This window comes from Syntrophus aciditrophicus SB (assembly GCF_000013405.1).
GTDB lineage: Bacteria > Desulfobacterota > Syntrophia > Syntrophales > Syntrophaceae > Syntrophus > Syntrophus aciditrophicus.
The window spans coordinates 2824680-2850474 of sequence record NC_007759.1 but is presented as its reverse complement, the minus strand read 5'-3'; the positions used below and the strand labels follow the sequence as shown (position 1 = coordinate 2850474).

The window sequence follows — 25795 nt, the reverse complement described above, 5'->3', positions numbered from 1 at the left end:
ATTTCAGAAAATTCAAAATGAACGACTACAGGAAGAAACAAAGCGGCAAAGAACTGAAGAAGCCAGCCTTTTCAAAAAGAGAATTCTCTTCGGCTGAAATCATTTCAATTACTTTAATTTCTTCCTTTGCCAGAACCAGAGCGGTTTCCGGGTTTCCTTCCAGAAGGAGGGGAAAAGGAGGACCATCACGGTGAACAACTCAAGCCGGCCGACCAGCATGCAGACGGACAGGACCAGTTTGGAGAAGTCGGGCAGGTTTCCGAAATTCGCCATGGGACCAACTCCGCCCAGGCCCGGGCCGATGTTGTTCAGGGTGGTGGCCACGGCGCTGACGGCGGTGATCAAATCCACGCCCTGGGCGCAGACCGCCATACTGGCCGAGGCAAACACGCCAATATAGAGGAAAAAGAAACCCAGGACGGCCTGCATGACCGCCGGGGCGACTTTTGTCCCGTCCAGTTTGACGGCCTTGACCGCCTTGGGGTGCAGCAACTGGAACACCTGTAATCTGAAGTGCCTCCAAAGGAGCAGAACCCGCACATGCTTAATCCCACCTGCCGTCGAGCCGGCACACCCTCCGAAAAACATCAGGCAGACAAGCAGAAACCTGGACACATAAGGCCATTGGTCAAAATCAGCTGTGGCAAACCCGGTGGTGGTCATGATTGAACAGACCTGGAAAAGGCTGTAGCGAAGGCTTTCCCCAAGGCTCCCGTAGGCTTTGCCCGCAAAGTTGAAAACGGTGAGCAGGGCCGTGGCCAGCAGGGTCAGGAAAAGGTAAAAACGGAACTCATCGCTTTTCCAATAGGCGGAACCCCGTCCCTGCATAACGTAATAATGGAGGGTGAAATTGACGCCCGCGGCAAACATGAAGAACGCCACCACGCATTCCACCCACAGACTGTTGAACTTGCCGATACTGGGAGTGTACAGGGAAAATCCCCCGGTGGCCAGAGTGGCAAAGGAGTGGCAAAGGGCATCGAATGCCGAGAGCCCCCCGGCCATGAGCAGCCCTGTTTCAAAAAGGGTCAGGAGAAGATACACCGCCCAGAGTATCCGCGCCGTATCGCGGATCCGGGGTGAGAGGCGGTCCTTGGTAGGTCCTGGAACCTCCGCCTGAAAAAGCTGCATTCCCCCGATGCCCAGGACGGGCAGGATGGCCAGAGAAAGGACGATGATTCCCATGCCTCCCAGCCACTGAATGAAGGTTCGCCAGAAGTGAGTACTGGGAGCCAGCACCTCCACTTTTTCCAGGACCGAAGAGCCGGTGGTGGTGAAGCCGGACATGGATTCAAAAAAACAATCCAGAAAGCCCGAAAATTCCCCGGAGAAGTGAAAGGGCAGGGCGCCGAAAAAGGCAGCTCCCAGCCATCCGAGGGTGACAATGGCAAATCCGTCCCGAAAACCCAGGTCGCCTTCCGGGACGAAAAGGCTGCGCAGCAGGAAACCGGCAAGAGCGGTGATCAGGGCCGACCAGAGAAAAGAGGCGATCTGGCCGTCCTGATAATAATAACTGAACGGGGTGGGAATAAGGAGGGCGGCCGACAGAAACAGCAGCAATCCGCCGAGGATGTGCAGGACCGTCCCGGTTTTCATGGCTCGAAGAAGAGTTCCACTTCCGGAATCGCATCGTGGAGAGCAAAGATGATGACATCATCCTTCGGTTCCAGAATCGTGTCGCCGGTGGGAATCAGCACCCGGTCTTTGCGGACGACCGCCCCCATGATCGCTCTGTCGGGGAACCTTAATTTCCTGATCGGCTGTTGCCGGAAATGCGGCTTGTCGGGCACGACCATTTCCAGAACTTCCGCATCGACTCTCAGGATGTTGGCCACCGCGCGAATTGAGCCGCGCCTCACGAACTTCAGAATGGTGCCGGCGGCGAGCAGTCTGGGGCTCAGGGCCATGTCGACCCCCAGTTTTTCCAGCAGAGGGATGAAGTCCGGGCGGTCGATGCGGGTTATGCACTTGGCCGTGCCATGGTGCTTTGCCAGCAGGCTTGACAGGATATTTACATCGTCATCGCCGGTGACGGCAATGACCAGGTCGGCGCGGTCAATGCCCTCTTCCAGCAATTCTCTTGAATCCATGCCGTCCAGATTCAGAAGAATGGTTTTTTCTAAAACCTCGGATAACTTCTGGCAGCGGTCAGAATCCTTCTCGACGAGGCGGACATCGACCCGACGGCTTTCCATCTGCCGGGCCACCAGAGAACCCACCCGTCCGCCTCCAATGATGAAAATCCGTTTGGGGGCCTTGCTGGAAAGATTCAGGAGGTACTCCACGTTGGGGATTTCCGAACGACGGGCTGTCAGGTAGATGCTGTCGCCGGCCTCGATGACATCGGGGCCGCGCGGGATCAATGCCTGATTGCCCCGAAGGATGGAAACGATCACGAAATCGTAGATTCCTCGGATTTCCCCGAGTTCCTGCATGGTCAGGCCACAGATCGGATTATTTTCCTTGATGCGGTATCCCAACAGAACCACCTGGCCGTCGGCAAATTCAAAGAAATCGAAGGCCTCGGAGAGATCGACAAGCCTCAGGATTTCCTCGGCCATGACCCGGTCCGGATTGATGAGCAGATCCAGACCCAATCGAGTTTCATTGAGCGGAGACCCCGGGGAAAGGAATTCCTCGTTGCGGACACGGGCCACGCGATGTTTCACATGGTATTCCCGGGCGAGGATGGAAGCCACCAGATTGACTTCATCGATATCGGTTACGGCGATGAAGAGGTCGGTATCCTTGATGCCTCCGTGCTCCAGAACCTGCGCCGAAGCGCCGTTTCCGACAATGGTCAGCACGTCCAGCTTCTTTTCCAGATACCGGATCCGTTCCGTGTTCCGATCGATCAGCACAACCTCATGGCCTTCGAGGGAGAGACTCTCACTCAGATGGGAACCCACCTCTCCAGCTCCGACAATAATGATCCGCATGGTTCAGATGCCCTTCGACAAGGCTTCGCCTGTCCGGAGAATATCGTTCATGATGACATCTTCTCAGAAAAAACTGAGTCGATAAAGACGTCGATTTTCGGAAGGGAGCATAAGAGGATGGGCCTCAAGTGTCAAGAAAAACCCGATAAACGAGTCGGCAAAATGTGGTTATGTCTCTTGAGTGAATTCATCCAGGCAGCTGCGGACAGACCGGTTGATTACACTAAGCAATCATGACGTTCGGTGTCCATGGTTTCCGGAAAAGGGGGTTACAATGCATTGAACATTACAGACCGGATTCTCAGGTAAATGGGGTTTCCTGATCAATGGCATTGACCCTGTAATAATTTCCGCGCCGTACTGATCTTCCACAGTTGCAGCCCCTTTTTCATTGACACGGTAACGCGTTTTTCCTATTCTCCCTTCCTGCGAAAGCAGAATCTGAATTCTTCAACGAATCGGCATCCTTTTTTCTGCTTCATGATCTGTAAAGCTTCCCTGATGTCAAAGGGGGCTGAAGAGCTTTATCTTTATAACAATGAAGATCATCCGCACTGATATCTATCGATTTTCTATTCCCATGACCGCACCGGTCAATGTCGGCGGGAGAGTTCTGCATGACCGGGAAGGGCTGCTTCTCGCTCTGACCGATGGCGAAGGCCGGTGTGCTTACGGAGAGATCGCGCCTCTGCCCGGATTCGATTCCGTGACGCTCGAACGATGCCTTCGGGACATCCCGCCGGTGCGGAGGACCCTGAATGACGCGCCCCTTGATTATGAACGGTTTCAGATTGCGGACCCTCTGCTGGGCGTTATCGACGTTCCGGTGTCGTCGTGGTCCGCCCATACCCTGTTCGGCGTGGAAAGCGCCCTGATGGGCCTTTATCTTCAGTGCGGCAGGAAGAGACGTCCTGCTTCGGGCGGCCTCCTTATGGAGGAGCCTCTGAGGATTCCCGTCAACGCCCTTTTTATCCCTGAAGCGGCAGCGGGCCGTCTGGACATGCAGATTCGGAAGCTCAAAGACAGCGGGGCTGCAACTGTTAAGATCAAAATCGGCAGGCTTCCGGCAGAGGAGGAAATCCGGCAGATCCGCAGGCTTGCGGGTGGGATGGGGCCGGGGATCGCCCTGCGCCTGGACGGCAACCGGAATCTGACGCCTGCGGTGTACCGGAACTATTTCGAGGCGCTGCGCGAGCTTCCTGTGGAGTATGTGGAAGAACCCCTGCCGGAGGAGGAGATGGGAAGGGCGGGCGATGTTCCCTGGCCGCTGGCCCTGGATGAATCCCTGGGGCGTGTTCTCGATCAGGAGGAACCGCGCCTGTCCGGACTGGCCCCGGCCGTCCGGGCGATCATTCTGAAGCCCGGGCGACTCATGGGATTGCATGCCTTTGCCCGGCTTGTCCGGGAAGCGGAAAAAACCGGCATCCGGACTATCCTCAGCTCCGCCTTCAATACCGGTGTGACCCTGGCTGTCCTGGGCGTTTTTGCCAGCCTTGCCGGTCTTCGATCCGAAACGGCCCACGGGCTGGATACGCTGCGGTATCTCTCCGCCGACATCCTGCTGCCATCTCCGGAAATTTCCCGTGGGAAACTGGAAATCCCCGGCAGGCTGCTGTTCGGAGGGGCGTCGATGAACGAAAACTGCATCCGGGAGAAAGTCCGATGAAGACGTCGTTCCTGGCCAATGAGACGATTTACCTGGAAGGCCTCTTTGAGGAATACCGGAACAATCCGGCGCTGGTGACGCCTTCGGGCATCCGGACATTCGGAGAAATCCGGGAGCGCCTCCGGGCGGTGATCTTTCACCTGAAAGAGGCCGGTGTCCGCCAGAACGACTCCGTGGCCCTGCATGCGGAAAACGGCGAGTTGCATCTCTATCTTTTTCTCGCGGCCTGGGTGATGGGCTTTCTCTATCTTCCCCTCGATTTCAAGGCGCCCCTGGGAAGCCTGGTGGAGGCGGCCCCTCTGGATGTTCTGATAACGTCCGGCGATGTACCGCCCTCCGTAAAGATTGCCGTTCTCCGTCCCGCCAGGCTCCTGCAGTCTTCCTCCGTCGTTGCTCAACCCGAGTCATGGCCGCCGATTCCTTTCGGCCGGGAGGCCGGCGCCGTCTTCACCTCGGGGTCGACGGGAAAGCCTCGCGGCATTGTCCATACCGTAGGAAATTACATTTACAGCGCCCTGGGAACCAACGCTTTTATCGGGATGGAGCCGACGGACCGCTGGCTCCTCAGCCTGCCCCTTTTCCACGTGGGGGGGATCCTGATCTGGGTCCGCACCCTGCTGTCCGGCAGCGCGTCCATCCTTCCCGAGAGCCTGAAAAGAATCGAAGCCGCGGTGCTGATCCATCGGCCTTCGGTCCTTTCTCTTGTCCCGACCCAGCTCATCCGCTTTCTGGCTTCCGATGCCATCGTCCGGATCCTTCAAAAGGCGAAGACGGTTATGCTGGGCGGCGCGCCCTCGCCGGCCTGGCTGATCGAGAAGGCCTTGGATTTGGGAATTCCCGTGATGCCGACCTACGGGTCCACGGAAGCCTGCGCCCAGGTTACCGGCGTTGCTCGGGACGCGGACCGGAAATCGTATCTCACGGCCGGCCGTCCCCTTGCCTATCGGGACGTCCGGATCGGCGAAGACGGGACGATCCTGCTGGGAGGAAAAACCCTCTTTTCCCGCTATCTTCATGATCCGTCGGGAAGCCATGCCACGGCAGACGGCTTTTTTCGGACCGCCGATGCCGGCCGCATCGATCCGGAAGGAAATCTGGTGGTCCTGGGACGAAAAGACGGGATTTTCATCTCCGGAGGCGAAAACATCTCTCCCTTCGAGATCGAAAATGCCCTGCTGGCGATGGATTCCGTCGCGACCGCCATTGTGGTTCCGGTTCCTCACGGGGAATTCGGAAGGGTGCCCTGGGCGTTCGTCGAGATGTCGGACCCTTTCGATGAGGCGGTGCTTCTTGCGGCCCTGAAAACGCGTTTGCCCGGCTACAAGGTCCCGAAGCGGATACTCCGCCTGGACCCGCAGGACAGGAGGGGCAAGATGAAGTACAGCCGGGCGACCCTCACGAAACGGGCCGGGGAGATGGCCGGGCAGGAGGGGGGAGGCGGCAGATGACGGCAACGGTCCTGAGTTGCGAGGAATTCGGAAGCCCGGATCGCGGTGTTTTCATCTTTCTCCACGGTTTCATGGGAAACGGCAGATCCCTTCAGGCGCTTGCGGCGGCCCTTGGCGGAACACACCGCTGCATTGCCTTCGATTTACCCGGCCATGGCAGGTCACTGTTGCGCTGCAGCGATTCTCTGAAAGCCCTGAAAACCTTTGAAGACGCGGCCAGCCTCATCCTGCGGGATCTGGACACCCTGGGGATCAACCGGTTCAGCCTCTACGGATACTCCATGGGCGGCCGGGTTGCACAAAATGTCGCCCTCCTCGCGCCGGAGCGGATCGAGCGGCTCGTCCTCGAGTCGGCTTCTTTCGGGATTGCCGATCCGGAGGAAAGGCTGTGGCGTTATTTCCGCGATTCGATCCTGCTGGCTGATGTCCGGACGGATAAGGATCTTGCGGCGTTTCTGGAAGGGTGGCATCGTCTGCCCCTGTTTTGCACGCTTCAGGGCACGCCTGTCCTGCAGCGGATTCTTCGGGAAAAGCGGGACAACGACGTCGAGGAACTCCGCCTCGCCCTGAAGATTCTGAGCGTCGGGAACCACCCCAGTTTTGCGGAGCGCCTCACGGGCCAGCCTTTCCCGCTGTTCTATTTCTGCGGAGAGAGGGATGAAGCCTATGCCGGGGCCGCGGAAACAATGAAGAAAAAAATCCCCGCAATGCGCCTGACTGTGTTTCGCGGCGCCTCCCACGACATTCACAGCCAGTTTCCCGAGCGGATCATCCGCGCCCTTCAGCGGCTGTTGGAGGATGAAAGCGGGGAAGAGAATGCAGAGGCGGTTTCAATATCGGAGGAATAAGTAGACACGTGAATCTGGAAAAATTGAAGGCCTGGGTGCAGGCCAGCCGTCCGCCGTTCTTTGTTGCCACCCTGATCCCGCTGACCGTCGGGGCGGTTCTGGCAGGCCGCCAGGGCGCTCTTTCGGTCCCGACATTTCTACTTGTTCTCCTGGCGTGCTTTCTGGTGCATTTCGCGACGAACATTTCCAACGACTACTTCGATCATATCCAGGGAACCGATGCCGGGAAGTCCATCGGCGGGTCCCGTGTGCTTCAGGAAGGGAAAATAAGTGTGGCCGAGCTGGGGAGAGCCATCATCCTCCTGTATTCTGTCGCGGCCATGATCGGGTTCTATCTCACCTGGACTCTTAAACTGTGGGCCCTTGTTCCACTGATGAGTCTCGCCTTTTTCAGCAGCCTCTTTTACGTGGCGCCGCCGATTCGTTACGGCTACCACGGTCTGGGCGAGCTTTTCGTCGGGGTCAACATGGGGCCGGTGATGGTTCTGGGCACCGCCTGGGTTCTCCTGGGGCGGGTGGACTGGACGGCGCTTCCCATTACACTTCCCATCGGGCTGAGCGTCGCCCTGATCATGAATTATCAGAATCTTCCCGACATCGACACGGACCGGGCGACAGGCAAGAGGACCCTTGCCGTCCGTCTGGGGAGAAAAGGCGCCCTGAACCTTCTGATGGCCCTCTGGATGGGAATCTACGGAAGCGTCGCCATCCTCGCTCTTGTCGGATATCTTTCCCCGGTCGCGTGGTGCACACTGCTGACGCTCCCGATACCGATCAAACTCCGCAAGATTGCCCTGGCGACCCGCGATTGGGTGAAACTTGATGACTACGGGAAATATGTCCGCATCTTTTACTTCATCAATGGCATCATTCTCATTGCGGGACTGCTCTGAGCCGGAAGAAAAATTCTCGCTCAGCAAGCAGGATCAGGAACTCCCGATCTGCTCTGTCATGTGGTTATCCTCCGTTGTTGACTGCCTTTTCGGGCGTGCCCTTTTGGGAAGCCAGGAATGTCGAGGAAGAAACGGATGCAAGTTCAATATCCATGGCGGCTTTAACGCGGGCAAATTCAGCCATCGATTTCCCGGTGATGGTCCTGCCCCGGGGAATCTTTATCGAGAGCGGGTTTACGGGCCTGTCGTTGATCCGCATCTCGTAATGGAGATGTGGACCCGTCGCGAGCCCCGTCGCCCCGACATTTCCTATCAGAGAACCTTGAGCTATTCGAACTCCCTTTCTCACATTGCTGTTGATTTTCGACAAATGGCCGTAATAGGTCGTGTACCCGTTGCGGTGCCTCAGAATCACGAGATTGCCGTACTGTCCCCTTTTGCCGGCAAAAACGACCGTTCCATCACCTGCCGACGAAACAGGAGTACCCTGAAGCGCTGCGTAGTCGATCCCGTGGTGCGGTCGGGTAATCTTGAGGATCGGATGGTATCTCCCCCGGGAGAAATTCGAACTGATGCGTCTGAAACTCAGGGGCGCTTTCAGAAAAGCCTTTTTCAGAGACCTGCCCGCTGCATCATAATAATCCACGCCTTCTTCATCTTCAAAGCGGTAGGCGTGGTATGGTTCTCCCTTGTTGACGATTTCGGCGGAAAGAATTCTTCCGTATTTCCTGAATTCCCCGTTAAGGTACAATCCCTCCACGACGACTTTGAAGGTGTCGCCCTTTCTTATATCTGTGGCAAAATCGATGTCCCAGGCAAAGATATCGGAAAGATCGAGGGCGAGCATAAGGGATTCTTTGTCCTGGCTCAGCGAGGAAATGAGATTGTCCTTAATTACCCCGGCAAGTTGCTCTGTCCTTTTTTCGTAGGAAACGGGGATTTTTTCCGCGCAGAAACCGTTTTCGCCGCACGTAATATTCAGGATCGTATCGTCGTCTATCCAGTACGTGAAGGAGTTTATCTGCTTGTCCGCGTCGAAGAGAATCCGATAAGGCTGATCTACCCGCAGATTACGGAGCTTATGAATATCGGCCGACGCTTCTCTCAAACTGAAAAGATCGCCCGGATGAAGCCCGTATTTTTTGAAAATGTCAAAAAGGGTCTCGCCTTCTCTGATTTTTCCTTTGACTTCATGAAACTCTTTCGACTCTGAAATGCGGACTTGATCATTTCCCTCTTCCTCCTTCTCTTCCAGGAGATTTAGATCGGCCGGAATGGTCAGGAAAGCCGTGGGGCCGACGATGGAAACAATGATGAAGACAACAACAGACAGTATCAATGCTTTTTTCATGAGACCTCTCTGCATACCTGCAGAATAATGCTGATTATCTGAAAAGTGGTTGAGGCTCCCGGCTTATCTGCTGTAACTGTGTTCACCGGTGAACAGGTTTGCGGATACATCAAGTTTTTCAGCTTCCATGAGTTTTACGACCCGCTCAAGGGATTCTGCTATGGTTGTCTGCTCAGCTTCGGGGAGTTGCGCCAATGATGCGGAAAGTTTGTACTGAAGCAGGGACGGTGCTTTCGAAACAATTTCTCTTCCGGCTGGGGTAATCTCCAGATACACTTTACGATGATCTTCCGCGCATCTCGTCCGAGTAAGATATTTTTTGGTCTCCAGGCGGTCGATGATGCCGTTTGCCGTGCTGATTCCGAGATTTGCCGTTCTGGCGAGATCCGTGAGGGTCATTCGATTTGACTCAGCCAATGTGTGCAGGCATAAAAGTTGAGGCGTTGTCAGTCCATACTCTGAGTTCAATTTTTTGGAATGGATGTGCACTGCCCGGATAACACGACGTAAAGCGCGCATTATCCGATATTCGTAAATATTTTCACTTTCAGTTGTCACGATCAATCCTTTCTGGTAAAGTAATTCGTGTAAGAATTATTCTTGTACGTGACTAATGAGTTTTAGAGGATATGTCAAGAGAAAACAATGAAATCACGCTGCCCATTTGAGGAGTCATACCCATGGTTGACCCATTCGCTGTAAAAGACTGTGCCCTCATTGCCGTGGCAACGGGAGAATATGTACAGACGCTCCGTGAGCTAAAGGAAAAACTGGCGGCCATCCCGACGGGCTGCATCTATTATCATTTCTGGGGCGGCCTGCTGAGGGCCAGGTTTGACGATCCGCAATACCAGAATGATTTTGCCATCTGGTCATGGCGGAGTCTCCACGACAAAACTCTGGCTGAGCGACTTGCCGTCATAGATCCGACCGATTTCGGGGATCTCAATGAACTTCGCAGAGAACTCATCGAGGTCATTGAAGAACGGCTCGATGAGAATGAGCTTCTCGCATGGGTCATTCCTTCTCACGGATTCCATTTTGTACGCTCCCAGATCGTGGTTTTCGATACGGGCAGGCGGTTTTCGACAATCGATGAACTGAGCACGCATATTGTCCACATGTCACCGGGGACCATCTTCTATCACATGATTGACGCGCGCCGGAGAACACCGCATTTCAAGAATGATTTCAGCGAATGGATCATGGGGCTGGAGGAGGAGCATCAGGAACTCGCTTCGCGCATTGCAGGCATTGACCCGTATTTCACGACACTCCGTGAACTTCGGGATGAGCTGGAACGTGTCTTCACCGCATACGTAAAAGAAAGACGGGGCTGATCATGACACTGCTGGAACAGTACGCTCAAATCGTCGGCGAGGACGTCATTCATCATCTCCAGCAGCTTGGAGAGCATCTCCAGGGTTTGAAAGTGGTTCACGTCAATTCCACACGGGAGGGCGGAGGGGTTGCGGAGATCCTGCATCGGCTCATCCCCCTGAAGCAGGAGCTGGGCATCGACGCGCGGTGGGAAGTCATCACCGGAACCGATCTGTTCTTCCAGTGCACAAAGCTCATGCACAATGGGCTTCAGGGCAAAAGAGGCGAACTGCATCCCGATTATCTGACGGAATATGAACGGGTCAATGAAATGAACGCGGAGTCTCTAAGAACGAATCTGGAAGAGGCTGATATCGTCTTTATCCACGATCCGCAGCCTGCAGCACTTCTGCGTTTCATTCCCGACCGGCGGGGAAAATGGATATGGCGCTGCCACATCGATGCGAGTCGACCCTTCCGGCCGATCTGGAAATATCTGCGGAACTTCCTTGAACCATACTCTGCGAGCATATGGTCGCTTTCCGAATTTGCCCAGCCGTTGCCTCACCCTCTCTATCTTGTGGCGCCGAGCATCGATCCCCTGAGTGAGAAGAATATAGAACTGGAAGAGGATGAACTCGCCGCCATGCATTATAAGTGGGGGCTCGATCCGGAACGGCCCATCATCACTCAGGTATCCCGCTTCGACCGGTTCAAGGATCCCATTGGGGTCATCAGGGCCTACAGGCTGGTCAAGGAATATTCCCCGATTCAACTTATTCTTGCAGGCGGCGGAGCCACCGATGACCCTGAAGGTGAGGAAATGATCCGCTGGGTCAAAGAGTACGCAGGAGATGACGAGGATATCCATGTCCTTCTTCTGCCCAGCGATGATCACAGGACGATCAATGCATTTCAGAGGATTTCCGATATCGTGATTCAGAAATCCACTAAGGAAGGTTTCGGTCTCACTGTCACGGAAGCGATGTGGAAGGGCAAACCGGTAATCGGAGGTGATGTGGGAGGAATTCGACTTCAGGTGGTGGACCACCATACCGGCTTTCTCGTTACTTCGCCCGAGGGCGCGGCACTTCGTATCCGCTATCTTCTGAAACATCGGGATAAACTGAAGGAAATGGGTGAAAAGGCCCATAATTTCGTACTGGAGAATTTCCTGATTACGCGGCATCTGCGTGAACATCTTACCCTGATGCATGCCATCATGTTCGAGAACAAGGAAAGGATCGAAACCTCTTGAATACAGTTCCTGTTTTTCCCATAGCCATCGGCGGCGTTCCGGAGTTCTGGGGGAAACTTCGATCCGCACGGGTGGGTTTTCTCGCACTGGACTATGATGGAACTGTTGCCCCGTTTCATGTTTCGCGGATGATGGCCCGTCCCATGGCCGGAATACCGGAGCTTATTGTACAAATTCGGGACAGAACCAACGGCGCCGTTGCCGTGATTTCGGGAAGGCCTCTGTCGGAGCTCACAAGGCTTCTCGACATACCGGGCATCATGATGGTCGGAAGCCATGGATACGAGTTCCGCTATCCCGATGGGACCCTGGAGACACGGAAACCTCTTTACGTTCAGCGCGAAGGTCTATACAGGGCTTTGGATACCGGTTTCCGAAGGGGATTGATTTCTCGGCTCGAAGCCAAAATAGCCGCTCTTGCTCTCCATACCCGCGGCCAGCCGGAAAATGAGGCACTGTCCATGGAGGGGTGGGCCATGGAAAACTGGACGCCCATTGCCCTCGCGCACAACCTTGAAGTGAGACGGTTCAACGGCGGGGTGGAGCTTCGGTGCCCCGGCATGGACAAGGGAAGCGCCCTGCAGATCATCCTTTCCCGTCAGCCTGACGACGCCTTCTCCGTTTACATCGGGGACGATGAAACCGACGAAGACGCATTCAGATTTCTCAAAGGACGGGGGATAGGAATTCGGGTCGGTCATCCCGACGCACCCACATCCGCATCAGGGTTCCTTCCTGATATTCAGGCAGTTAAAGACTTTCTCCGGGGATGGGCCGCTCTCGCCCCGGAGGGATTATCCGGAGGAGTGACATGGAAACGCGAAGGTTAGCCGTGATATCGAACCGTCTCCCCATCGTTCTGAAAAAAGCGAAACGGGGAAAATGGGAGATTGAACCGGGATCGGGGGGGCTGGTGACGGCCTTGGGGCCTGTCCTCAAAAATCGTGACGGGATATGGATCGGCTGGGTCGGCACAAATGCCGAGGAAACCCCGGCAGGCCCTCTCCTTGCGGATCTGCTTTCACGGGGGACCCGGGAGACGGGTTACTCCCTGAAGCCGGTGAATCTGTCGCGAGACGAAGTGAAAAAGTACTATCACGGCTTTTCCAACGAGGTCCTCTGGCCTCTGTTCCACGACCTCTTTTCGCGGTGTCGGTTCGATCCCGCTTACTGGACGTGCTATGAACAGGTAAATCGGAAATTCGCGCAGGCCGTCGTTCAGAACACGGAAGAGAGCGATTACGTGTGGGTTCAGGACTACCAGCTCATCCTGGTCGGCAGGGAGCTTAAACGCCTGGGGATTAAACGCCGGACAGGTTTTTTTCTCCACATTCCTTTTCCCCCCCTCGATATTTTCCTTAAGCTTCCCTGGCGGTTCGAAATCCTGGAGGCGCTTCTGGCATATGATCTGATTGGTTTTCAGACCGTCAGAGATCTGCGGAATTTCATCGGGTGCGTGCGTGCCCTCTTCCGTTACAAGGTCATGAAATCAAGATATATGAGCAGAATTCTTCTGCCGGACAGGGAAACTCTCGTGGGAGCATTTCCCATCAGCATCGATTTCAACGAGTTCGAAGAGCTTGCCAGAACCGATGAAGTGGCTGAAGCGGCATGGATCCTCCATTCCAACCTTCCCAACAGACAACTGATCCTGGGTGTGGACCGCCTTGATTATACCAAGGGCATTCCCGAGCGCCTGCTGGCATTCGGACATGCCCTGGCCTGCTATCCGGACATGCGCAAAAAGGTCACTTTGATCCAGGTCGTGGTTCCCAGTCGGGTGGGCGTGGAAGAATATGGAAATCTCAAACAGGAGATCGAGCGCATCGTGGGAGAGATCAACGGGAAATTCACCGAGATCGGCTGGATGCCGATCCATTATGTATATCGATCATTGCCACGCCAGGAACTTCTCGCTTATTACAAAACCTGCGAGATTGCACTGGTTACCCCGTTGAAAGACGGGATGAACCTCATCGCCAAGGAATACTGCGCGAGCAATATCGAGGAAAAAGGCGTCCTTATTCTGAGTGAATTTGCCGGCGCCGCTTCCCAGCTCTACCACGATGCGCTCCTGGTCAATCCCTATGACAGGCGGCAAGTGGCGGATACGATCCATACCGCCTTCGTTATGGAATATGAAGAACGCCAGATTCGGATGCGAAGGCTCAGACGATCCATCAGGAAGCACGATATTATCAAGTGGGTCAATTCTTTCCTGCAGGCAGGCATCGCTCAGAACCTGAAGGATTTTCCACAGGCTGAGTTCTTTGTCCCCTCGCCGAACGGGGATTCGGAAAAGATGAACAACAGACCTGCCTGAAGGTTCCCCTCCTATCCCACACACAGATCACAGACTATTCCGTCTTCTTTTTTTGCACTCCACATTAATCAGTGACCGGTAAAGAATCGGTGGAGGAAACAGAAGCCGAAGCAGCGGTGATTCTGAGTGGCTCTTGCCGTTCGGCTGGATCCATACTCTTGTGAAAGTGGAAAACCTCAGAAATTAATTTCGTTCCTTGACGAATAATAAAGATTGGACAAAGAATGCGAAAAAAAGGACAAGTAGCGAAGAAATTGCGAATACCTGCAGGCAATGGGAATTTTACTGGTAAAAGGAAACAATAATAGATGGAGGAGGTTGTATGTACGCAGAAATTTCTGAATTGTTAAAAAACATTCCGGTGCAGGCGCTCGCCATTGGTGTGGTTCGTATTGTGCTCATTCTTGTCCTGGCCTGGATCGTTTTCGCCATTCTTAAAAAGATGCTCAACAAGATGAAGGTTCATCTGCTGGAGAAAAGCCGGTTTGCCGGGGAACTCACGGAAGAATCCTCCAGGCGGGCAGAAACCCTTACCCATCTCATCAGGCAGGCTTTGATGATCGCGCTGGGAATCGTGGTGGTGCTGACCATTCTCAAGGAGGTCGGTTTTGAAATCGGCCCCATTCTTGCCAGCGCCGGTATTGTGGGACTTGCCGTAGGTTTCGGCGCCCAGAACCTGGTGCGGGATGTCATATCCGGCTTTTTCTTCATTCTCGAGGATCAGGTGCGCGTCGGCGACGTGGCCATTGTGAACAAGACAGGAGGGCTGGTGGAGCAACTCAATTTCCGGACCATCGTGCTCCGCGACCTGGAAGGGGTTGTCCATGTGTTTCCCAACGGCACGGTGACCTCTCTGAGCAATATGAGCAAAACGTGGTCCGGCTATGTCTTCAACCTGAGGGTTGCCTACAAGGAAGACACCGACCAGGTCGTCGGCGTCATCCGGGAAGTGGGTGAAGGCCTCCAGAGTGATGAAACGTACGGCCCGCTGATTATCGAGCCCGTGGAGATTTTCGGCGTGGACAAGCTGGACAATTCATCCGTTGTCATCAAGGGCCGCATCAAAACAAATCCCCTGCAGCAGTGGTTCGTAGGCCGGGAATTTCTACGCCGGATCAAGTATGCCTTCGATGCCCGGGGCATCGAAATCCCCTTCCCGCACAGCACGGTCTATTTTGGTGAGGCGAGCAGGCCCTTCGAACTGAAACTGGTGGAAGCAACGCAGAATATGCCGCGTTTCCGGGAATAACCTGTCTGGAAGCATCATAAAAGGCATGAAAAGAAGCGAACGGGCAATAAACGGGATGAAAAAGAGACGAAGAGTCGAAACGTACACCGATTATCCAAGAAAGCGCACGTTTTACGATCCGGAACCGGATTATACAAGGCCACTCTACGAGCTGGCCCCGGACACGCGCAGGCGCATACACGGCAGACTCCGGTTTCTATTTGGAGAGAAGCTGGCCAACGCATACATGCCGGAACTGGAACGAATCCTGAAAGTGCACTACGCGCACAAACCTCCGGAGATGATCGAAAAAGAACAGGACTACGATCCCATAGAGCGTTTTTCTGAGAAGGATATGATCCTGATCACGTATGGAGATATCGTCAAAGGCCGGCAAAAAACTCCGCTTTCGACTCTGCATCATTTCGTGAACACATACATCTGCGACATCATCAATACGCTTCATATCCTTCCCTTCTTTCCTTATTCTTCGGATCGCGGTTTTGCCGTTGTGGACTTCAAACTGGTCGATCCGGAACTGGGATCCTGGGCGGATATCCGGGAGAAAAAGCGCCGCTATGATCTGATGTTCGATGCCGTCCTCAACCATGTGTCCTCGCGGAGCGAACTGTTCAAAGAATTCCTCAATGGAAATGCCCGTTATCTGGATTTCTTCATCGCTTACGATTCCGCCGATGACCTTACACCTGATCAAAGAAGGAAAATTTTCCGTCCAAGGACATCGGACATCCTCACGAGATTCGATACCATCAACGGATCGAAATGGGTGTGGACAACCTTCTCCGAGGATCAGATCGATTTCAATTTCCGGAATCCTGAAGTTCTGCTGCAGGTGCTGGACAGCTTACTTTTTTATGTAAGAAACGGGGCGGATATCCTTCGTCTGGATGCAGTCACTTATATCTGGGCGGAACCCGGAACCGAAAGCGTCAACCTGCCGCAGACTCATGAGGTCGTGAAGCTTCTTCGCGACGTGGTAGACAGCGTTGGTTCCGGTGTGGCGCTGGTAACGGAGACCAACATGCCCCATGAGAAGAATATCTCCTATTTCGGCGATGGCTGTGATGAAGCGCACATGGTCTACAACTTTGCCCTTCCTGCCCTTGTCCTGCACACCTTTTACAGGGGAGACAGCCGTGCCATTTCCAGGTGGGCCGCGAGCATCAAGCCTCCGTCTGACATGGCGACCTTCTTCAACATTCTCGATACACATGACGGTATCGGGTTGATGGGCGCCAAGGAGATCCTCTCCTGGGAAGAAGTCGCCTTTCTCATCAGGACGGCAGGTGATCGGGGGGCATATATTTCCTATAAGACGGCGGAAGATCTGACCCGGGAACCCTATGAGATCAACAGCACGTGGTGGAGTGCCATCAATGATGATCGTGACCTGACAGACATGGCGGGGCAGGTGAAGCGGTACGTTGCCTCGCGCAGCATCGCCCTTGTCATTCAGGGGGTTCCGGGTATCTATGTTCATGGCTTCATGGGGACGGCCAACGACCATCAACGGGTTGATAGAACGGGGGTCAAACGGGATGTGAACCGTGGGTTCATCAGCAGCGAAGATGTGGCAAGGGAGTTGGCTGATCCCAATTCAAAATTGTCTCTTCTTCGCTTTCACAGCAGCAGACTCTATCTCGTGCGAACACAGCAAAGAGCTTTTCATCCCCGCGGATTACAAAAGATCTTGCTTCTGTCGCCGGACGTCTTTGCCGTCGTGCGGTCTTCACCTGAAGGGAAGGATCACCTCCTCGCCATAACCAATGTGACGGATAAGCAAGTCAGTCTGGATGTTCCACTTTCTCTCGCGGGGGCGAAGGAACGGCACTGGGAGGATCTTCTAAGTGAAATGCCGTGGGAAGCCCTGAAGGATAACCTTAAGATTGTTCTCGAACCATATGGGATCCTCTGGCTCAAACCCATCCGGAAATAGACGAACCTTGAATAAAAGAACATTGCGGCTGAAATTCACCCGCCCTGTCTATCGTAAATCAAGAAAGACTCCTGAGCAATTCGGGCAGAGCCCGGGACCTGTTCAGGAGTCTTTCTGCACTGGATTGTCGACACCTCAGGGCGTAGTGTTTACTTTTCCTTTTGTAAAGCTTTGCTCCAGGAATCGAGTTGCCTTGCCGCAAAATCCCGTCCCCCTATTCCGAAAGCGATCGCTGCAGCCACCATAATGGAACCGAACAGTAAGCCAAATGCCAGCGAAATGATTTCGTCCGCAAGTCCCATGCGCGCCAATCCCATGGCTCCTGCCAGCAACAGGATGGCTATGCGGGCAACCAGAGCCAGGAAGCGGGCATGCATCACACCGCTGGATCGAATGAGTTCAGCAACGAGGTTTGCCACATACATGCCTATTGCAATGATGACCAGGCCAAGTAATATCTGTCCCGCGAACACCAGGAAGCCGGAAACCAGCGTTCCCATCATTTCAAAACCGAGCAGATTGGCCGCCTCCATGGCTGCGAAAATCATGACGGCTGCCAGCACGATGGTGCCGACCACCTGGGCGGGAGTTCGTTGACCTTTTTCAGGTTCTTTCCCGATGCCGATCAACGGAAGGATTCGATTAAATCCAATCTTGACCAGAATGTTGGTGATGAGTGTCGCGGCCATGTTTCCGACCGCGTACGCGATGATGATTACGATCGCTGCGGCAAAGATATTGGGAATCGCACTCAGGATAAGATTCAACATATCGCTGGCGGGCCGGGTCAGCGCATCCAGTGCCAGAGCGTTCAGGGCCGCAATGGCAACGGGAAGAATGATGAGCGCGTAAACAATCCAACCCAGGACACCTGAGAGCCTCTGTTCGCCCAGCACCGTGTCCATTCCAAGCCGTTCACTCAACCGGTCAATGCCCGTGACAGCGAGCAGGTTCGTTACGATTCGCTTTACCAGCCGGGCTGCAAACCAGCCAACCAGTATGATAACGGCGCCTGCAAGTATGTTCGGCAGAAATCCGAGCAGTTTATCCAGCATTGCCTGCACAGGCTGCAATAATCCCGACAGCATTAAGGCGTCCAGAATGGCAGGCAGGAATAACAGAAAGATAAGCCAGTAAAGAGCATCTCCCAGAGTCTTTGCAAAGGAGCGGCGACCCTCTTCCGCTGCTCCCAGGCGTTCATCCAGTCTCGCGGTCTGTAAGATTTTTACTGATGCCAACCGCACCATGCTGGCTAAAATCCAGGCGATCAACAGCAGAACCACCGCGCCGATGAACTGTGGGATATAGGCAAACAAGCGATTGAGCAGATTGTTGATGGGTTCGGTCACAATCGTCAGTTTGAGTGTCTGGAAGAAAGCCAGCAAAACAAAGAGCATGATGATGTAGTAGAATACTTTGGCGACAACGACCTCCAGATTCATCGTTTTGACAGCCTGATCCCCGAAAATTTTCCCCGCGATTCTGTTGTCAAAATCCGTCCGCTTGAGAATCCCTCTTACAGCAGCCGAGACGATGAGCGCAAGCAACCAGCCTACGATGAGAATGGCCAATGCTCCGAGAATGTTGGGGACATAATTGCCAAGTGACTGAATAATCTGTTCGAACATGCCTTGAATGTCCATTGCTGCCTCCTTCATTGTAATTTTAAAAAAATTTATTGAAAAATCATGTCCTGTCCTTAAAAAGCCCGATTCCTTTCCGCATGTTGCAACATTTCCATCAATTCGTGCGTCAGATAGCCGTCCGCCGGCAACCCCGCTTCGGCCTGGAAGGCGCGTGCTGCGGCTCGTGTCCGGCGGCCGACGAGACCGTCCACCTCTCCGCTCTCATAACCCAGGCGGTTCAGCCATTCCTGGATTTCTCTGACTTCCGCTGTGGACAGGGGGCGCAGATGGTCTGGACATTTTGTGGTCAGCCCGTCCATGCCGGCGATGCGATCGGCGAGGTGACCGACGGCAAGCGCGAAACTGATCGAGGCGTTCCACTTCCTGATGATGTGGAAATTCCGGTAGACGAGAAACGCCGGACCATTATGTCCCATCGGCAGCAGAAGAGAGCCCTCGATGTCGGACTCCGGCAAAGGTTCACCAGAGGCGTCAACCAAACCGAGCGCGCGCCATTCGTTCACACTTTTATTCGTTCCGAGACCAGCAAGCACGTAATTAAAATTGAGCGGGATCAGCACTTCACGGCCCCAACGCTTTCCTTTTTTCCAGCCGGATCGATGGAAGTAGTTTGCTGCTGAAGCGAACGCATCCGGCAGGCTGCCGAACAGATCTATCCTGCCGTCCTTGTCGGAGTCGACGGCGTGCTTGAGGCAGGTTGAGGGCAGGAACTGCATATGGCCTATCGCGCCGGCCCACGATCCTTTTGAACGGGCGAGATCCATCGCGCCGTTTTCCTGGATGAGTAACGCGCTGATAAACTCGCGGGTGAACATATTACTGCGCCGCCGGCCGCATGCGAGTGTTGCCAGCGCGCTCATAAGTGGCACGGAACCGAAGTTGCTGCCGTAGTTCGTTTCCATGCCCCAGAGGGCGACAAGGTAATGAGGGGGTACGCCATAGCGCAGGTAAATTTTGTGCAACAGGTTGTAATGCGCATGGTACATTTCACGTCCGCGTTCGACGCGGGCATCGGTGACACGACTTTCCAGGTAATGCCAGAAGGTCAAATGGAACTCGGGCTGGCTGCGATCGGCTCTGATCACGTCCTCGAGCCACTGTATACTTTCCAGCGCCGATTTCACGGTTTGAGAAGAAACGCCGCTTTCGATGGCCGTATTTTCGAGGCGTGACAGACATTTTTGGAACTGCTTCATTGAACCTGCATTATCGGCAACCGCGTTTGGGGACGGCAACGCGAGCAGGAAGGCGGCAAACGGAAGGAAGCAAACGGATAATTTTCGGGCCTTGAGGATGATCAGCAGTGCCTGCAACCGGATGTTTTTTAGCAATTCAGATGCCTTTGCGTACATAAACCTTCCTCTTTCTGGCGGGGATAAGGTTCCACAGACTGCATCGAAGTTAAATGGAACGGAATAAATTGAAAAACTAAGAGAGTTTTTTGTACCAGACGTTCATGCTCTCGATTTGCGCGGAAATATTGGTGTTGTTTTTTAATCTTCCTCCATAGGCATAGCCGAGTCTGGAAAATGTAACGTTGATTCCCGGGGACATGGCACGGGCAATGGTATACGCCGTTTTTATTCCTTCCTGCTTCATCTCTTTTTCCATGCGGGCAAGCAGATGCAGGCTCAGACTGCTTCTCTGCCATTGAAGAAGTGTCGCAAAATCAGTCATTTCTACATTTTGAGCGGACTTGTCCATTTCAGCGGAAGAGAGCGCCACCAGTTTCCCGTCCGATTCGACACCGAAATAAGCGACGTGGCTCCGCATCGTATCGAGCAGATACGCGGGGTCATGAATCGGAAACGGATAGGTGGGAAAAACAGTCCGATAGATGGCAGCCATTTGATCGATATCGCTTTCCGTGCAGCTGCGGATTATGAACCGTTTTGCATCCAGTGGCGTCACAGGTGATTCGGATCTGCTGATTGCAAGATGAAGAATTGCATCCAGAGTTGCCGCTTCCCGTTCGGAGGCACGCTGCTCTTTCAGATAATACCCCATGAACGTTCCTGTATTTGAGCCGTTGTACAATCCGGGGATGGAGGCCTCCTCGACATAGCCCGCCCGGGAAAACTTTTTTGAGAAGCCTGTGGGAACTTTGACAAATATCTTCGAATAACCGTATCCCTTTGCCATTGCAACCAGAACGAAAGGGAGAAGCCCTGTGGCGTCGCCTCCCACTTTCAGCAGGTATATCCGCTCATTGTATGGACCATGCTGGATGACTGAGCCGCAGGGAAGCTTTTCTATCCGGTCCGGCAGAGAATTTTTTACGAAGGAGTTCATCCTCTTCTCCTGTGGCGATCGTTATTCCTGGGAACCAGGGCAATGGTGTCGTCGTAGTCGGCCAGCAGTTTTTCTATGCCTACGGCACGGAATTCACCCGCGTCTTCGAGTGAGAGCTGGAGGTTGCAGTCCTTGCAGTTCCGGTCGCAGAAAGTGGGTTCGTAAGAATCGGGTTCCTTGTAAGTGGTTATGACTCCTTCATAATTCCGTAAAACCACCTTGTTTGTGGACCAGGAGATGAGATAGTTCGGCATGACCGGAATTTTTCCTCCACCGGCCGGGGCATCGATCACATAGGTCGGAACGCAGAAGCCGCTTGTGTGGCCTATCAGGCTTTCGAGAATTTCAATTCCCTTTCCTACGGGAGTTCGAAAATGACTGAGCCCTTCGGACAGATCGCATTGATAGAGATAGTAAGGCCGGACACGATTAGCGACGAGTTTATGGACCAGGGAACGCATGATCCGGGGACAGTCATTGACCCCAGACAACAGAACCGATTGATTGCCGAGGGGTATCCCGGCATCTGCAAGTTTTCTGAGGGCGGCTCTTGAAGAGGCCGTTAATTCCCTGGGGTGGTTGAAATGGGTGTTTATCCAGAGAGGATGATGTTTTTTCAGCATTTCAACCAGTTCATCGGTAATTCTATAGGGAAGTACGGCAGGCGTACGTGTTCCGATCCTTATGACTTCGACGTGCTCGATCTTCTTCAATTCGATGAGAATCCAGTCAAGGTAATCCGTCGACAGGAGAAAGGGATCACCACCGCTTAAAAGGACATCCCTGACCTGCGGTGTGTCTCTAATGTATTCGATTCCCTTCATGATCTGCTCACGGCTGGGAATTGTATCCCGATCGCCCACGCGGCGCTTTCTTGTGCAGTGACGGCAATACATGGCACAAGTGTTACTGATCAGCAGCAAAACACGGTCCGGATACCTGTGTGTCAAACCCGGTACCGGGCTGTCCCGATCCTCATGCAGAGGATCCGACATGTCCGTTGACTGAACATCCAATTCGTTGATTGCAGGGAAGCTTTGTTTGAAAACCGGATCATTTTCCAGATCTTCCGTGTCAATCAGGGAGAGATAATAAGGCGTTATCGACATGGGAAATTTTTCGACGATCAATTTGAACTGCCGGCGCAGGGTTTCCGGCAAGCGGATGTCAAGAAGTGTCTCGAACGTGTCCAGATCTTTTATGCAGTGTCTCAACTGCCACTTCCAATCCTTCCAGTTGCGGACCGAACTTCCATCGATTTCATTGAGTATTTTGTGCTGGGATTGAGTCAGCATACGGAATCCTTTCTTTTCGGGATGTTCGCGCTTTACGAACGATGACTTTGTTGGCGGGGGAACATGTATTTTGTGGAATTGCTTAAAGTCCACTGTCCGGACGACAGAACGCAAAGCGCGCATAACTTGATATTCGATATTTGCAGGCGTTTTCCCTCCCAAGTTTAATGATGGATCATTTCAGTAGAAACATTTCATGTTAGAATAATTCTTGTAGGAAAATAAAGATTTCAAGGGCCATGTCAAGAAAAAACAGAAAAAGATAAGATATTCGATAGATTATTCTGTAGATGGAGAAGAAGCGACGCTTTCGGGATGAAAGAAAAGAGGGACACGAAGGGACGGAAGAGAGATTGTTTTCTTTCGATTTCAACGCCGAGGGAAACCGCCCGTTAAACGACGGAAACGGCCGGGAGGCATATAGAGAAGTTGATTTACAAAACCATATTCTGTAATATAAAGATTAATATTCAAATACCTTCATCACATTCTATGCCATTATCATAATCAGGGTTCAGTGTAGCCGGTTTTTTAACGACAAGTCAATTTTTCAAACTTCATATCGTGTTATAATAAAAAGAGTTCTGAACATCCTGTTTTCCCAACCTCTTAAGAGTTGAAAGGAGCGCAGAACTATGGACAATCTGATCGGGCGCCACTGGCACTACCTTCCGGCCGAGGAAGTGATCGATCTTCTGGACGGCAATAAGGATCAGGGACTTGATCTCTTCGAGGTCGATCACCGGCGTGAACAATTCGGCTACAATGTTCTGACGACGAAGAAGGGGAAGGGCCCGCTGCTTCGTTTCCTCCTCCAGTTTCACCAGCCTCTGGTCTATATCCTCCTGGCTGCCACCGTGATCACCCTTCTGCTTCAGGAATGGGTCGATGCCGGGGTCATCTTCGGGGTGGTTCTCGTCAATTCCATAATCGGTTTTCTCCAGGAGTCCAAGGCCGTCAAGGCCATGGAGGCACTTGCCAGGACGATGGTTACTGAGGCCACGGTCCTGCGTTCGGGTGAGAAGCGGCGGATTTCTTCGGCTGAAGTGGCGCCCGGCGATATCGTTCTTCTTCAGTCCGGCGATAAGGTTCCCGCCGATATGCGTCTGATCTCGGTTCGGGATCTCCATGTCGATGAATCGGCGCTTACGGGAGAGTCCGTGGCCGTGGAAAAATGCGATAAGATCCTTCCCCATGATACGATTCTGGCGGACAGGAGAAATATGGTCTATGGGTCTTCCCTGGTTACCTACGGGCAGGCGGTTGGCATTGTGGTCGCAATTGGAGATGCCACGGAAGTGGGCCGGATTTCCGAGCTTCTCGCCACCACGGAGGAGCTGGAGACGCCTCTGCTTCGGAAGATTGCCCGGTTCAGCAAGGTTCTCCTCTATGTCATCCTCGCTCTGGCAGCGGTTACATTTGGTGTTGGGGTTTTTCGGGGGCAGAGCGCCCTCGACATGTTCATGGCGGCCGTGGCCCTGGCTGTAAGCGCCATTCCCGAGGGACTGCCCGCCGCCATGACCATTACGCTGGCCATCGGTGTGGCGAGGATGGCCCGCAAGCAGGCAATTATCCGCAAGCTTCCCGCGGTTGAGACACTGGGCAGCACAACGGTCATCTGTTCGGACAAGACGGGGACGCTCACGGAAAACCAGATGACCGTCCAGGAGATTATGGCGGGTTCGGCCTTATTCAAAGTAACCGGCGGGGGCTACGAACCTGCCGGCAAAATCCTGACGTCTGCCGGAGAAGTTCCTGGTGATTTTCCTGTGGCACTTACGGAATGCCTCCGGTGCGGCCTGTTGTGCAACGACAGCCTGGTTGTCGAAAAGGAGGAACGCTGGACCGTTCAGGGCGACCCCACCGAGGGCGCTCTGCTGGCGGCGGCCGCCAAAGGTGGTCTCTCCGACCGGGAGATAAACGAAAAATGGCCGCGCCTCGATAGCATCCCGTTCGAGTCCGAGCACCAGTACATGGCTACCCTCCATGCCGCTCCGGAAGGGGGGCATGTCGTGTATGCAAAAGGTTCGGTTGAAGCCATGCTGGAGAGGTGTCGGAGAGTTCTTTCATCAGATGGGGAACCGGCGAATCTCGATACGGGGGCGATCCTGGACGCCGTGGAAGCCATGGCTGCCAGAGGCTTGCGCGTCCTGGCCTTTGCCCGGATGGAGCTTCCGGAAGAAAAACAGAAAATCTTCCATGAGGATGTGGCTGAGGGCATGATTTTTCTGGGCCTGCAGGGCATGATCGATCCGCCGCGGGCAGAAGCGGTGGAAGCGGTCAGAAACTGTCACAGCGCCGGAATACGCGTCAAGATGATTACCGGCGACCACGCACTCACGGCCTCGGCCATCGCCGGTCAGATCGGCCTCGCTCACGCGGAGAAGGTGGTTACAGGTCGGGAACTGGCGGATATGAGCGATACGGAACTGCTTGAAACCGTTGAAGATGTATCCGTCTATGCCCGGGTTGCCCCTGAGCAGAAACTCCGCCTTGTGGAGGCCCTTCAGGCCAATGGTCATATCGTGGCCATGACCGGCGACGGGGTCAACGACGCTCCTGCGCTGAAGCGTGCCGACATCGGCGTCGCCATGGGAATCACCGGCACCGATGTCGCCAAGGAGGCCGCAGATATGGTGCTCACGGATGACAACTTCGCTTCCATCGAGGCCGCTGTGGAGGAGGGCCGCGGGACGTTTGACAACCTCACCAAGTTCATCGTCTGGACCCTGCCCACCAACATCGGTGAAGGACTGGTGATCCTGGCGGCTGTGTTTCTGGGGACCTTGCTGCCCATCCTCGCGGTTCAGATTCTTTGGATCAATATGACCACGGCCGTCCTGCTCGGCCTGATGCTCGTCTTCGAGCCAAAGGAGTGGGACATCATGGATCGTCCTCCCCGGCTGCCTGCGGAGCCCATCTTAACCCCGATGCTTATACGGAGGATGCTGATGGTGGGAGGTCTGATGGTTCTTGGAGCCTTCGGACTCTTCAAATGGGAACTGGCCTCAGGAGCGGAAATCACGGAGGCGCGGACAGTGGCCGTCAATCTGTTCGTGATGGTGGAACTCTTTTATCTTTTCAACTGCCGGTCGCTGACGAAATCCGTCTTTAAAATCGGATTCTTTTCCAATCCCTGGATATTCGGCGGATGCGCCGTCATGGTGGTTCTGCAGATCCTGTTCACGTATGTGCCGGTTATGAACACCGCTTTCCAGAGTGCACCCATCGGTATCGGGTCCTGGATCCGAATCCTGGCCGTATCGATTCTGGTCATGCTGATTGTAGGTGTTGAGAAGCGCTATACCAACCGGAACTGAGGAAGGTTTCC

At 54.0% G+C, this 25795-nt stretch carries 19 protein-coding genes; 11 read left to right on the top strand and 8 right to left on the bottom strand.

Annotated features, from left to right (window positions below):
* Window positions 1-108 precede the first annotated feature (108 nt).
* Window positions 109-1596 (bottom strand): TrkH family potassium uptake protein, encoded by a 1488-nt coding sequence (locus SYN_RS13305; protein ID WP_011418724.1) that lies wholly within the window; start codon window positions 1594-1596, stop codon window positions 109-111.
* Entirely contained in the window at window positions 1593-2939 is a 1347-nt protein-coding gene (gene trkA / locus SYN_RS13300; RefSeq protein ID WP_011418723.1) for a Trk system potassium transporter TrkA, read from the bottom strand. Before trkA ends, SYN_RS13305 begins: the two co-directional genes overlap by 4 nt.
* A 538-nt stretch (window positions 2940-3477) precedes the next feature.
* On the opposite strand from trkA, the gene SYN_RS13295 reads away from it, so the two are divergent.
* Genes SYN_RS13295 through menA form a run of 4 tightly spaced genes read left to right on the top strand, consistent with a single transcriptional unit; the run spans window position 3478 to window position 7794 of the window.
* Window positions 3478-4605 (top strand): enolase C-terminal domain-like protein, encoded by a 1128-nt coding sequence (locus SYN_RS13295; protein WP_011418722.1) that lies wholly within the window; start codon window positions 3478-3480, stop codon window positions 4603-4605.
* A complete protein-coding gene (locus SYN_RS15500) occupies window positions 4602-6053 on the top strand; it encodes an AMP-binding protein (RefSeq protein ID WP_011418721.1) in 1452 nt (483 codons plus the stop codon). The genes SYN_RS13295 and SYN_RS15500 overlap by 4 nt, the downstream gene beginning before the upstream one ends.
* Window positions 6050-6901 (top strand): 2-succinyl-6-hydroxy-2,4-cyclohexadiene-1-carboxylate synthase, encoded by an 852-nt coding sequence (menH, locus tag SYN_RS15495; RefSeq protein ID WP_011418720.1) that lies wholly within the window; start codon window positions 6050-6052, stop codon window positions 6899-6901. Before SYN_RS15500 ends, menH begins: the two co-directional genes overlap by 4 nt.
* Window positions 6902-6909: 8 nt before the next feature.
* Complete coding sequence (gene menA / locus SYN_RS13280) at window positions 6910-7794, top strand: 1,4-dihydroxy-2-naphthoate octaprenyltransferase (protein WP_011418719.1); 885 nt, start codon at window positions 6910-6912, stop codon at window positions 7792-7794.
* Window positions 7795-7858: 64 nt separating this feature from the next.
* On the opposite strand, the gene SYN_RS13275 is transcribed toward menA, so the two are convergent.
* Both SYN_RS13275 and SYN_RS13270 read right to left on the bottom strand, forming a co-directional pair.
* Window positions 7859-9145 carry a peptidoglycan DD-metalloendopeptidase family protein gene (locus SYN_RS13275; RefSeq protein ID WP_049750001.1) on the bottom strand — a complete coding sequence of 429 codons (1287 nt, stop codon included), beginning with the start codon at window positions 9143-9145 and terminating at the stop codon, window positions 7859-7861.
* 63 nt (window positions 9146-9208) lie between these two features.
* Window positions 9209-9664 (bottom strand): MarR family winged helix-turn-helix transcriptional regulator, encoded by a 456-nt coding sequence (locus SYN_RS13270; RefSeq protein ID WP_258165185.1) that lies wholly within the window; start codon window positions 9662-9664, stop codon window positions 9209-9211.
* A 161-nt stretch (window positions 9665-9825) separates the two neighbouring features.
* Here SYN_RS13270 and SYN_RS13265 point away from each other — a divergent pair, with 161 nt between their 5' ends.
* The 6 genes from SYN_RS13265 (at window position 9826) to SYN_RS13240 (ending at window position 17231) form a co-directional block, all read left to right on the top strand.
* Window positions 9826-10485 (top strand): DUF5752 family protein, encoded by a 660-nt coding sequence (locus tag SYN_RS13265; RefSeq protein ID WP_011418716.1) that lies wholly within the window; start codon window positions 9826-9828, stop codon window positions 10483-10485.
* Window positions 10485-11723 carry a glycosyltransferase gene (locus SYN_RS13260; RefSeq protein WP_148202587.1) on the top strand — a complete coding sequence of 413 codons (1239 nt, stop codon included), beginning with the start codon at window positions 10485-10487 and terminating at the stop codon, window positions 11721-11723. Before SYN_RS13265 ends, SYN_RS13260 begins: the two co-directional genes overlap by 1 nt.
* A complete protein-coding gene (otsB, locus tag SYN_RS13255; protein WP_011418714.1) occupies window positions 11720-12553 on the top strand; it encodes a trehalose-phosphatase in 834 nt (277 codons plus the stop codon). The genes SYN_RS13260 and otsB overlap by 4 nt, the downstream gene beginning before the upstream one ends.
* The gene (locus tag SYN_RS13250; protein ID WP_148202586.1) at window positions 12535-14046 is read left to right on the top strand and encodes an alpha,alpha-trehalose-phosphate synthase (UDP-forming); all 1512 of its coding nucleotides are present in this window, start codon (window positions 12535-12537) and stop codon (window positions 14044-14046) included. The genes otsB and SYN_RS13250 overlap by 19 nt, the downstream gene beginning before the upstream one ends.
* 322 nt (window positions 14047-14368) lie before the next feature.
* Window positions 14369-15295, top strand: coding sequence for a mechanosensitive ion channel family protein (locus SYN_RS13245; protein WP_011418712.1), 927 nt, complete (start codon window positions 14369-14371; stop codon window positions 15293-15295).
* A gap of 25 nt (window positions 15296-15320) precedes the next feature.
* Window positions 15321-17231: a sugar phosphorylase gene (locus SYN_RS13240; protein ID WP_011418711.1), complete on the top strand. Its 1911-nt coding sequence runs from the start codon at window positions 15321-15323 to the stop codon at window positions 17229-17231.
* Between the two features lie 149 nt (window positions 17232-17380).
* Here the strand turns inward: SYN_RS13240 and SYN_RS13235 are convergent, their stop codons facing one another.
* The 4 genes from SYN_RS13235 to ablA all read right to left on the bottom strand — a co-directional run bounded on the left by SYN_RS13235 (window position 17381) and on the right by ablA (window position 22464).
* On the bottom strand, window positions 17381-18874 hold the full coding sequence (locus SYN_RS13235) for a mechanosensitive ion channel (RefSeq protein ID WP_158302985.1): 1494 nt from the start codon (window positions 18872-18874) through the stop codon (window positions 17381-17383).
* Between the two features lie 56 nt (window positions 18875-18930).
* Window positions 18931-20229 (bottom strand): lytic murein transglycosylase, encoded by a 1299-nt coding sequence (locus SYN_RS13230; RefSeq protein WP_011418709.1) that lies wholly within the window; start codon window positions 20227-20229, stop codon window positions 18931-18933.
* 76 nt (window positions 20230-20305) lie between these two features.
* The gene (gene ablB / locus SYN_RS13225; RefSeq protein WP_011418708.1) at window positions 20306-21169 is read right to left on the bottom strand and encodes a putative beta-lysine N-acetyltransferase; all 864 of its coding nucleotides are present in this window, start codon (window positions 21167-21169) and stop codon (window positions 20306-20308) included.
* Window positions 21166-22464 carry a lysine 2,3-aminomutase gene (ablA, locus tag SYN_RS13220; protein ID WP_041585129.1) on the bottom strand — a complete coding sequence of 433 codons (1299 nt, stop codon included), beginning with the start codon at window positions 22462-22464 and terminating at the stop codon, window positions 21166-21168. The genes ablB and ablA overlap by 4 nt, the downstream gene beginning before the upstream one ends.
* A 635-nt stretch (window positions 22465-23099) precedes the next feature.
* Here ablA and SYN_RS13215 point away from each other — a divergent pair.
* Window positions 23100-25784 (top strand): cation-transporting P-type ATPase, encoded by a 2685-nt coding sequence (locus SYN_RS13215; protein WP_011418704.1) that lies wholly within the window; start codon window positions 23100-23102, stop codon window positions 25782-25784.
* Window positions 25785-25795: the final 11 nt, after the last annotated feature.

Excerpts from the sequence above, each read along its gene's own strand:
- SYN_RS13305 (WP_011418724.1), bottom strand. The coding sequence starts at position 1,596 with ATGAAAACCGGGACGGTCCTGCACATCCTCGGCGGATTGCTGCTGTTT.
- trkA (WP_011418723.1), bottom strand. The coding sequence starts at position 2,939 with ATGCGGATCATTATTGTCGGAGCTGGAGAGGTGGGTTCCCATCTGAGT.
- SYN_RS13295 (WP_011418722.1), top strand. The coding sequence starts at position 3,478 with ATGAAGATCATCCGCACTGATATCTATCGATTTTCTATTCCCATGACC.
- SYN_RS15500 (WP_011418721.1), top strand. The coding sequence starts at position 4,602 with ATGAAGACGTCGTTCCTGGCCAATGAGACGATTTACCTGGAAGGCCTC.
- menH (WP_011418720.1), top strand. The coding sequence starts at position 6,050 with ATGACGGCAACGGTCCTGAGTTGCGAGGAATTCGGAAGCCCGGATCGC.
- SYN_RS13275 (WP_049750001.1), bottom strand. The coding sequence starts at position 9,145 with ATGAAAAAAGCATTGATACTGTCTGTTGTTGTCTTCATCATTGTTTCC.
- SYN_RS13270 (WP_258165185.1), bottom strand. The coding sequence starts at position 9,664 with ATGCGCGCTTTACGTCGTGTTATCCGGGCAGTGCACATCCATTCCAAA.
- SYN_RS13265 (WP_011418716.1), top strand. The coding sequence starts at position 9,826 with ATGGTTGACCCATTCGCTGTAAAAGACTGTGCCCTCATTGCCGTGGCA.
- SYN_RS13250 (WP_148202586.1), top strand. The coding sequence starts at position 12,535 with ATGGAAACGCGAAGGTTAGCCGTGATATCGAACCGTCTCCCCATCGTT.
- SYN_RS13245 (WP_011418712.1), top strand. The coding sequence starts at position 14,369 with ATGTACGCAGAAATTTCTGAATTGTTAAAAAACATTCCGGTGCAGGCG.
- SYN_RS13240 (WP_011418711.1), top strand. The coding sequence starts at position 15,321 with ATGAAAAGAAGCGAACGGGCAATAAACGGGATGAAAAAGAGACGAAGA.
- SYN_RS13235 (WP_158302985.1), bottom strand. The coding sequence starts at position 18,874 with ATGGACATTCAAGGCATGTTCGAACAGATTATTCAGTCACTTGGCAAT.
- SYN_RS13230 (WP_011418709.1), bottom strand. The coding sequence starts at position 20,229 with ATGTACGCAAAGGCATCTGAATTGCTAAAAAACATCCGGTTGCAGGCA.
- ablB (WP_011418708.1), bottom strand. The coding sequence starts at position 21,169 with ATGAACTCCTTCGTAAAAAATTCTCTGCCGGACCGGATAGAAAAGCTT.
- ablA (WP_041585129.1), bottom strand. The coding sequence starts at position 22,464 with ATGCTGACTCAATCCCAGCACAAAATACTCAATGAAATCGATGGAAGT.
- SYN_RS13215 (WP_011418704.1), top strand. The coding sequence starts at position 23,100 with ATGGACAATCTGATCGGGCGCCACTGGCACTACCTTCCGGCCGAGGAA.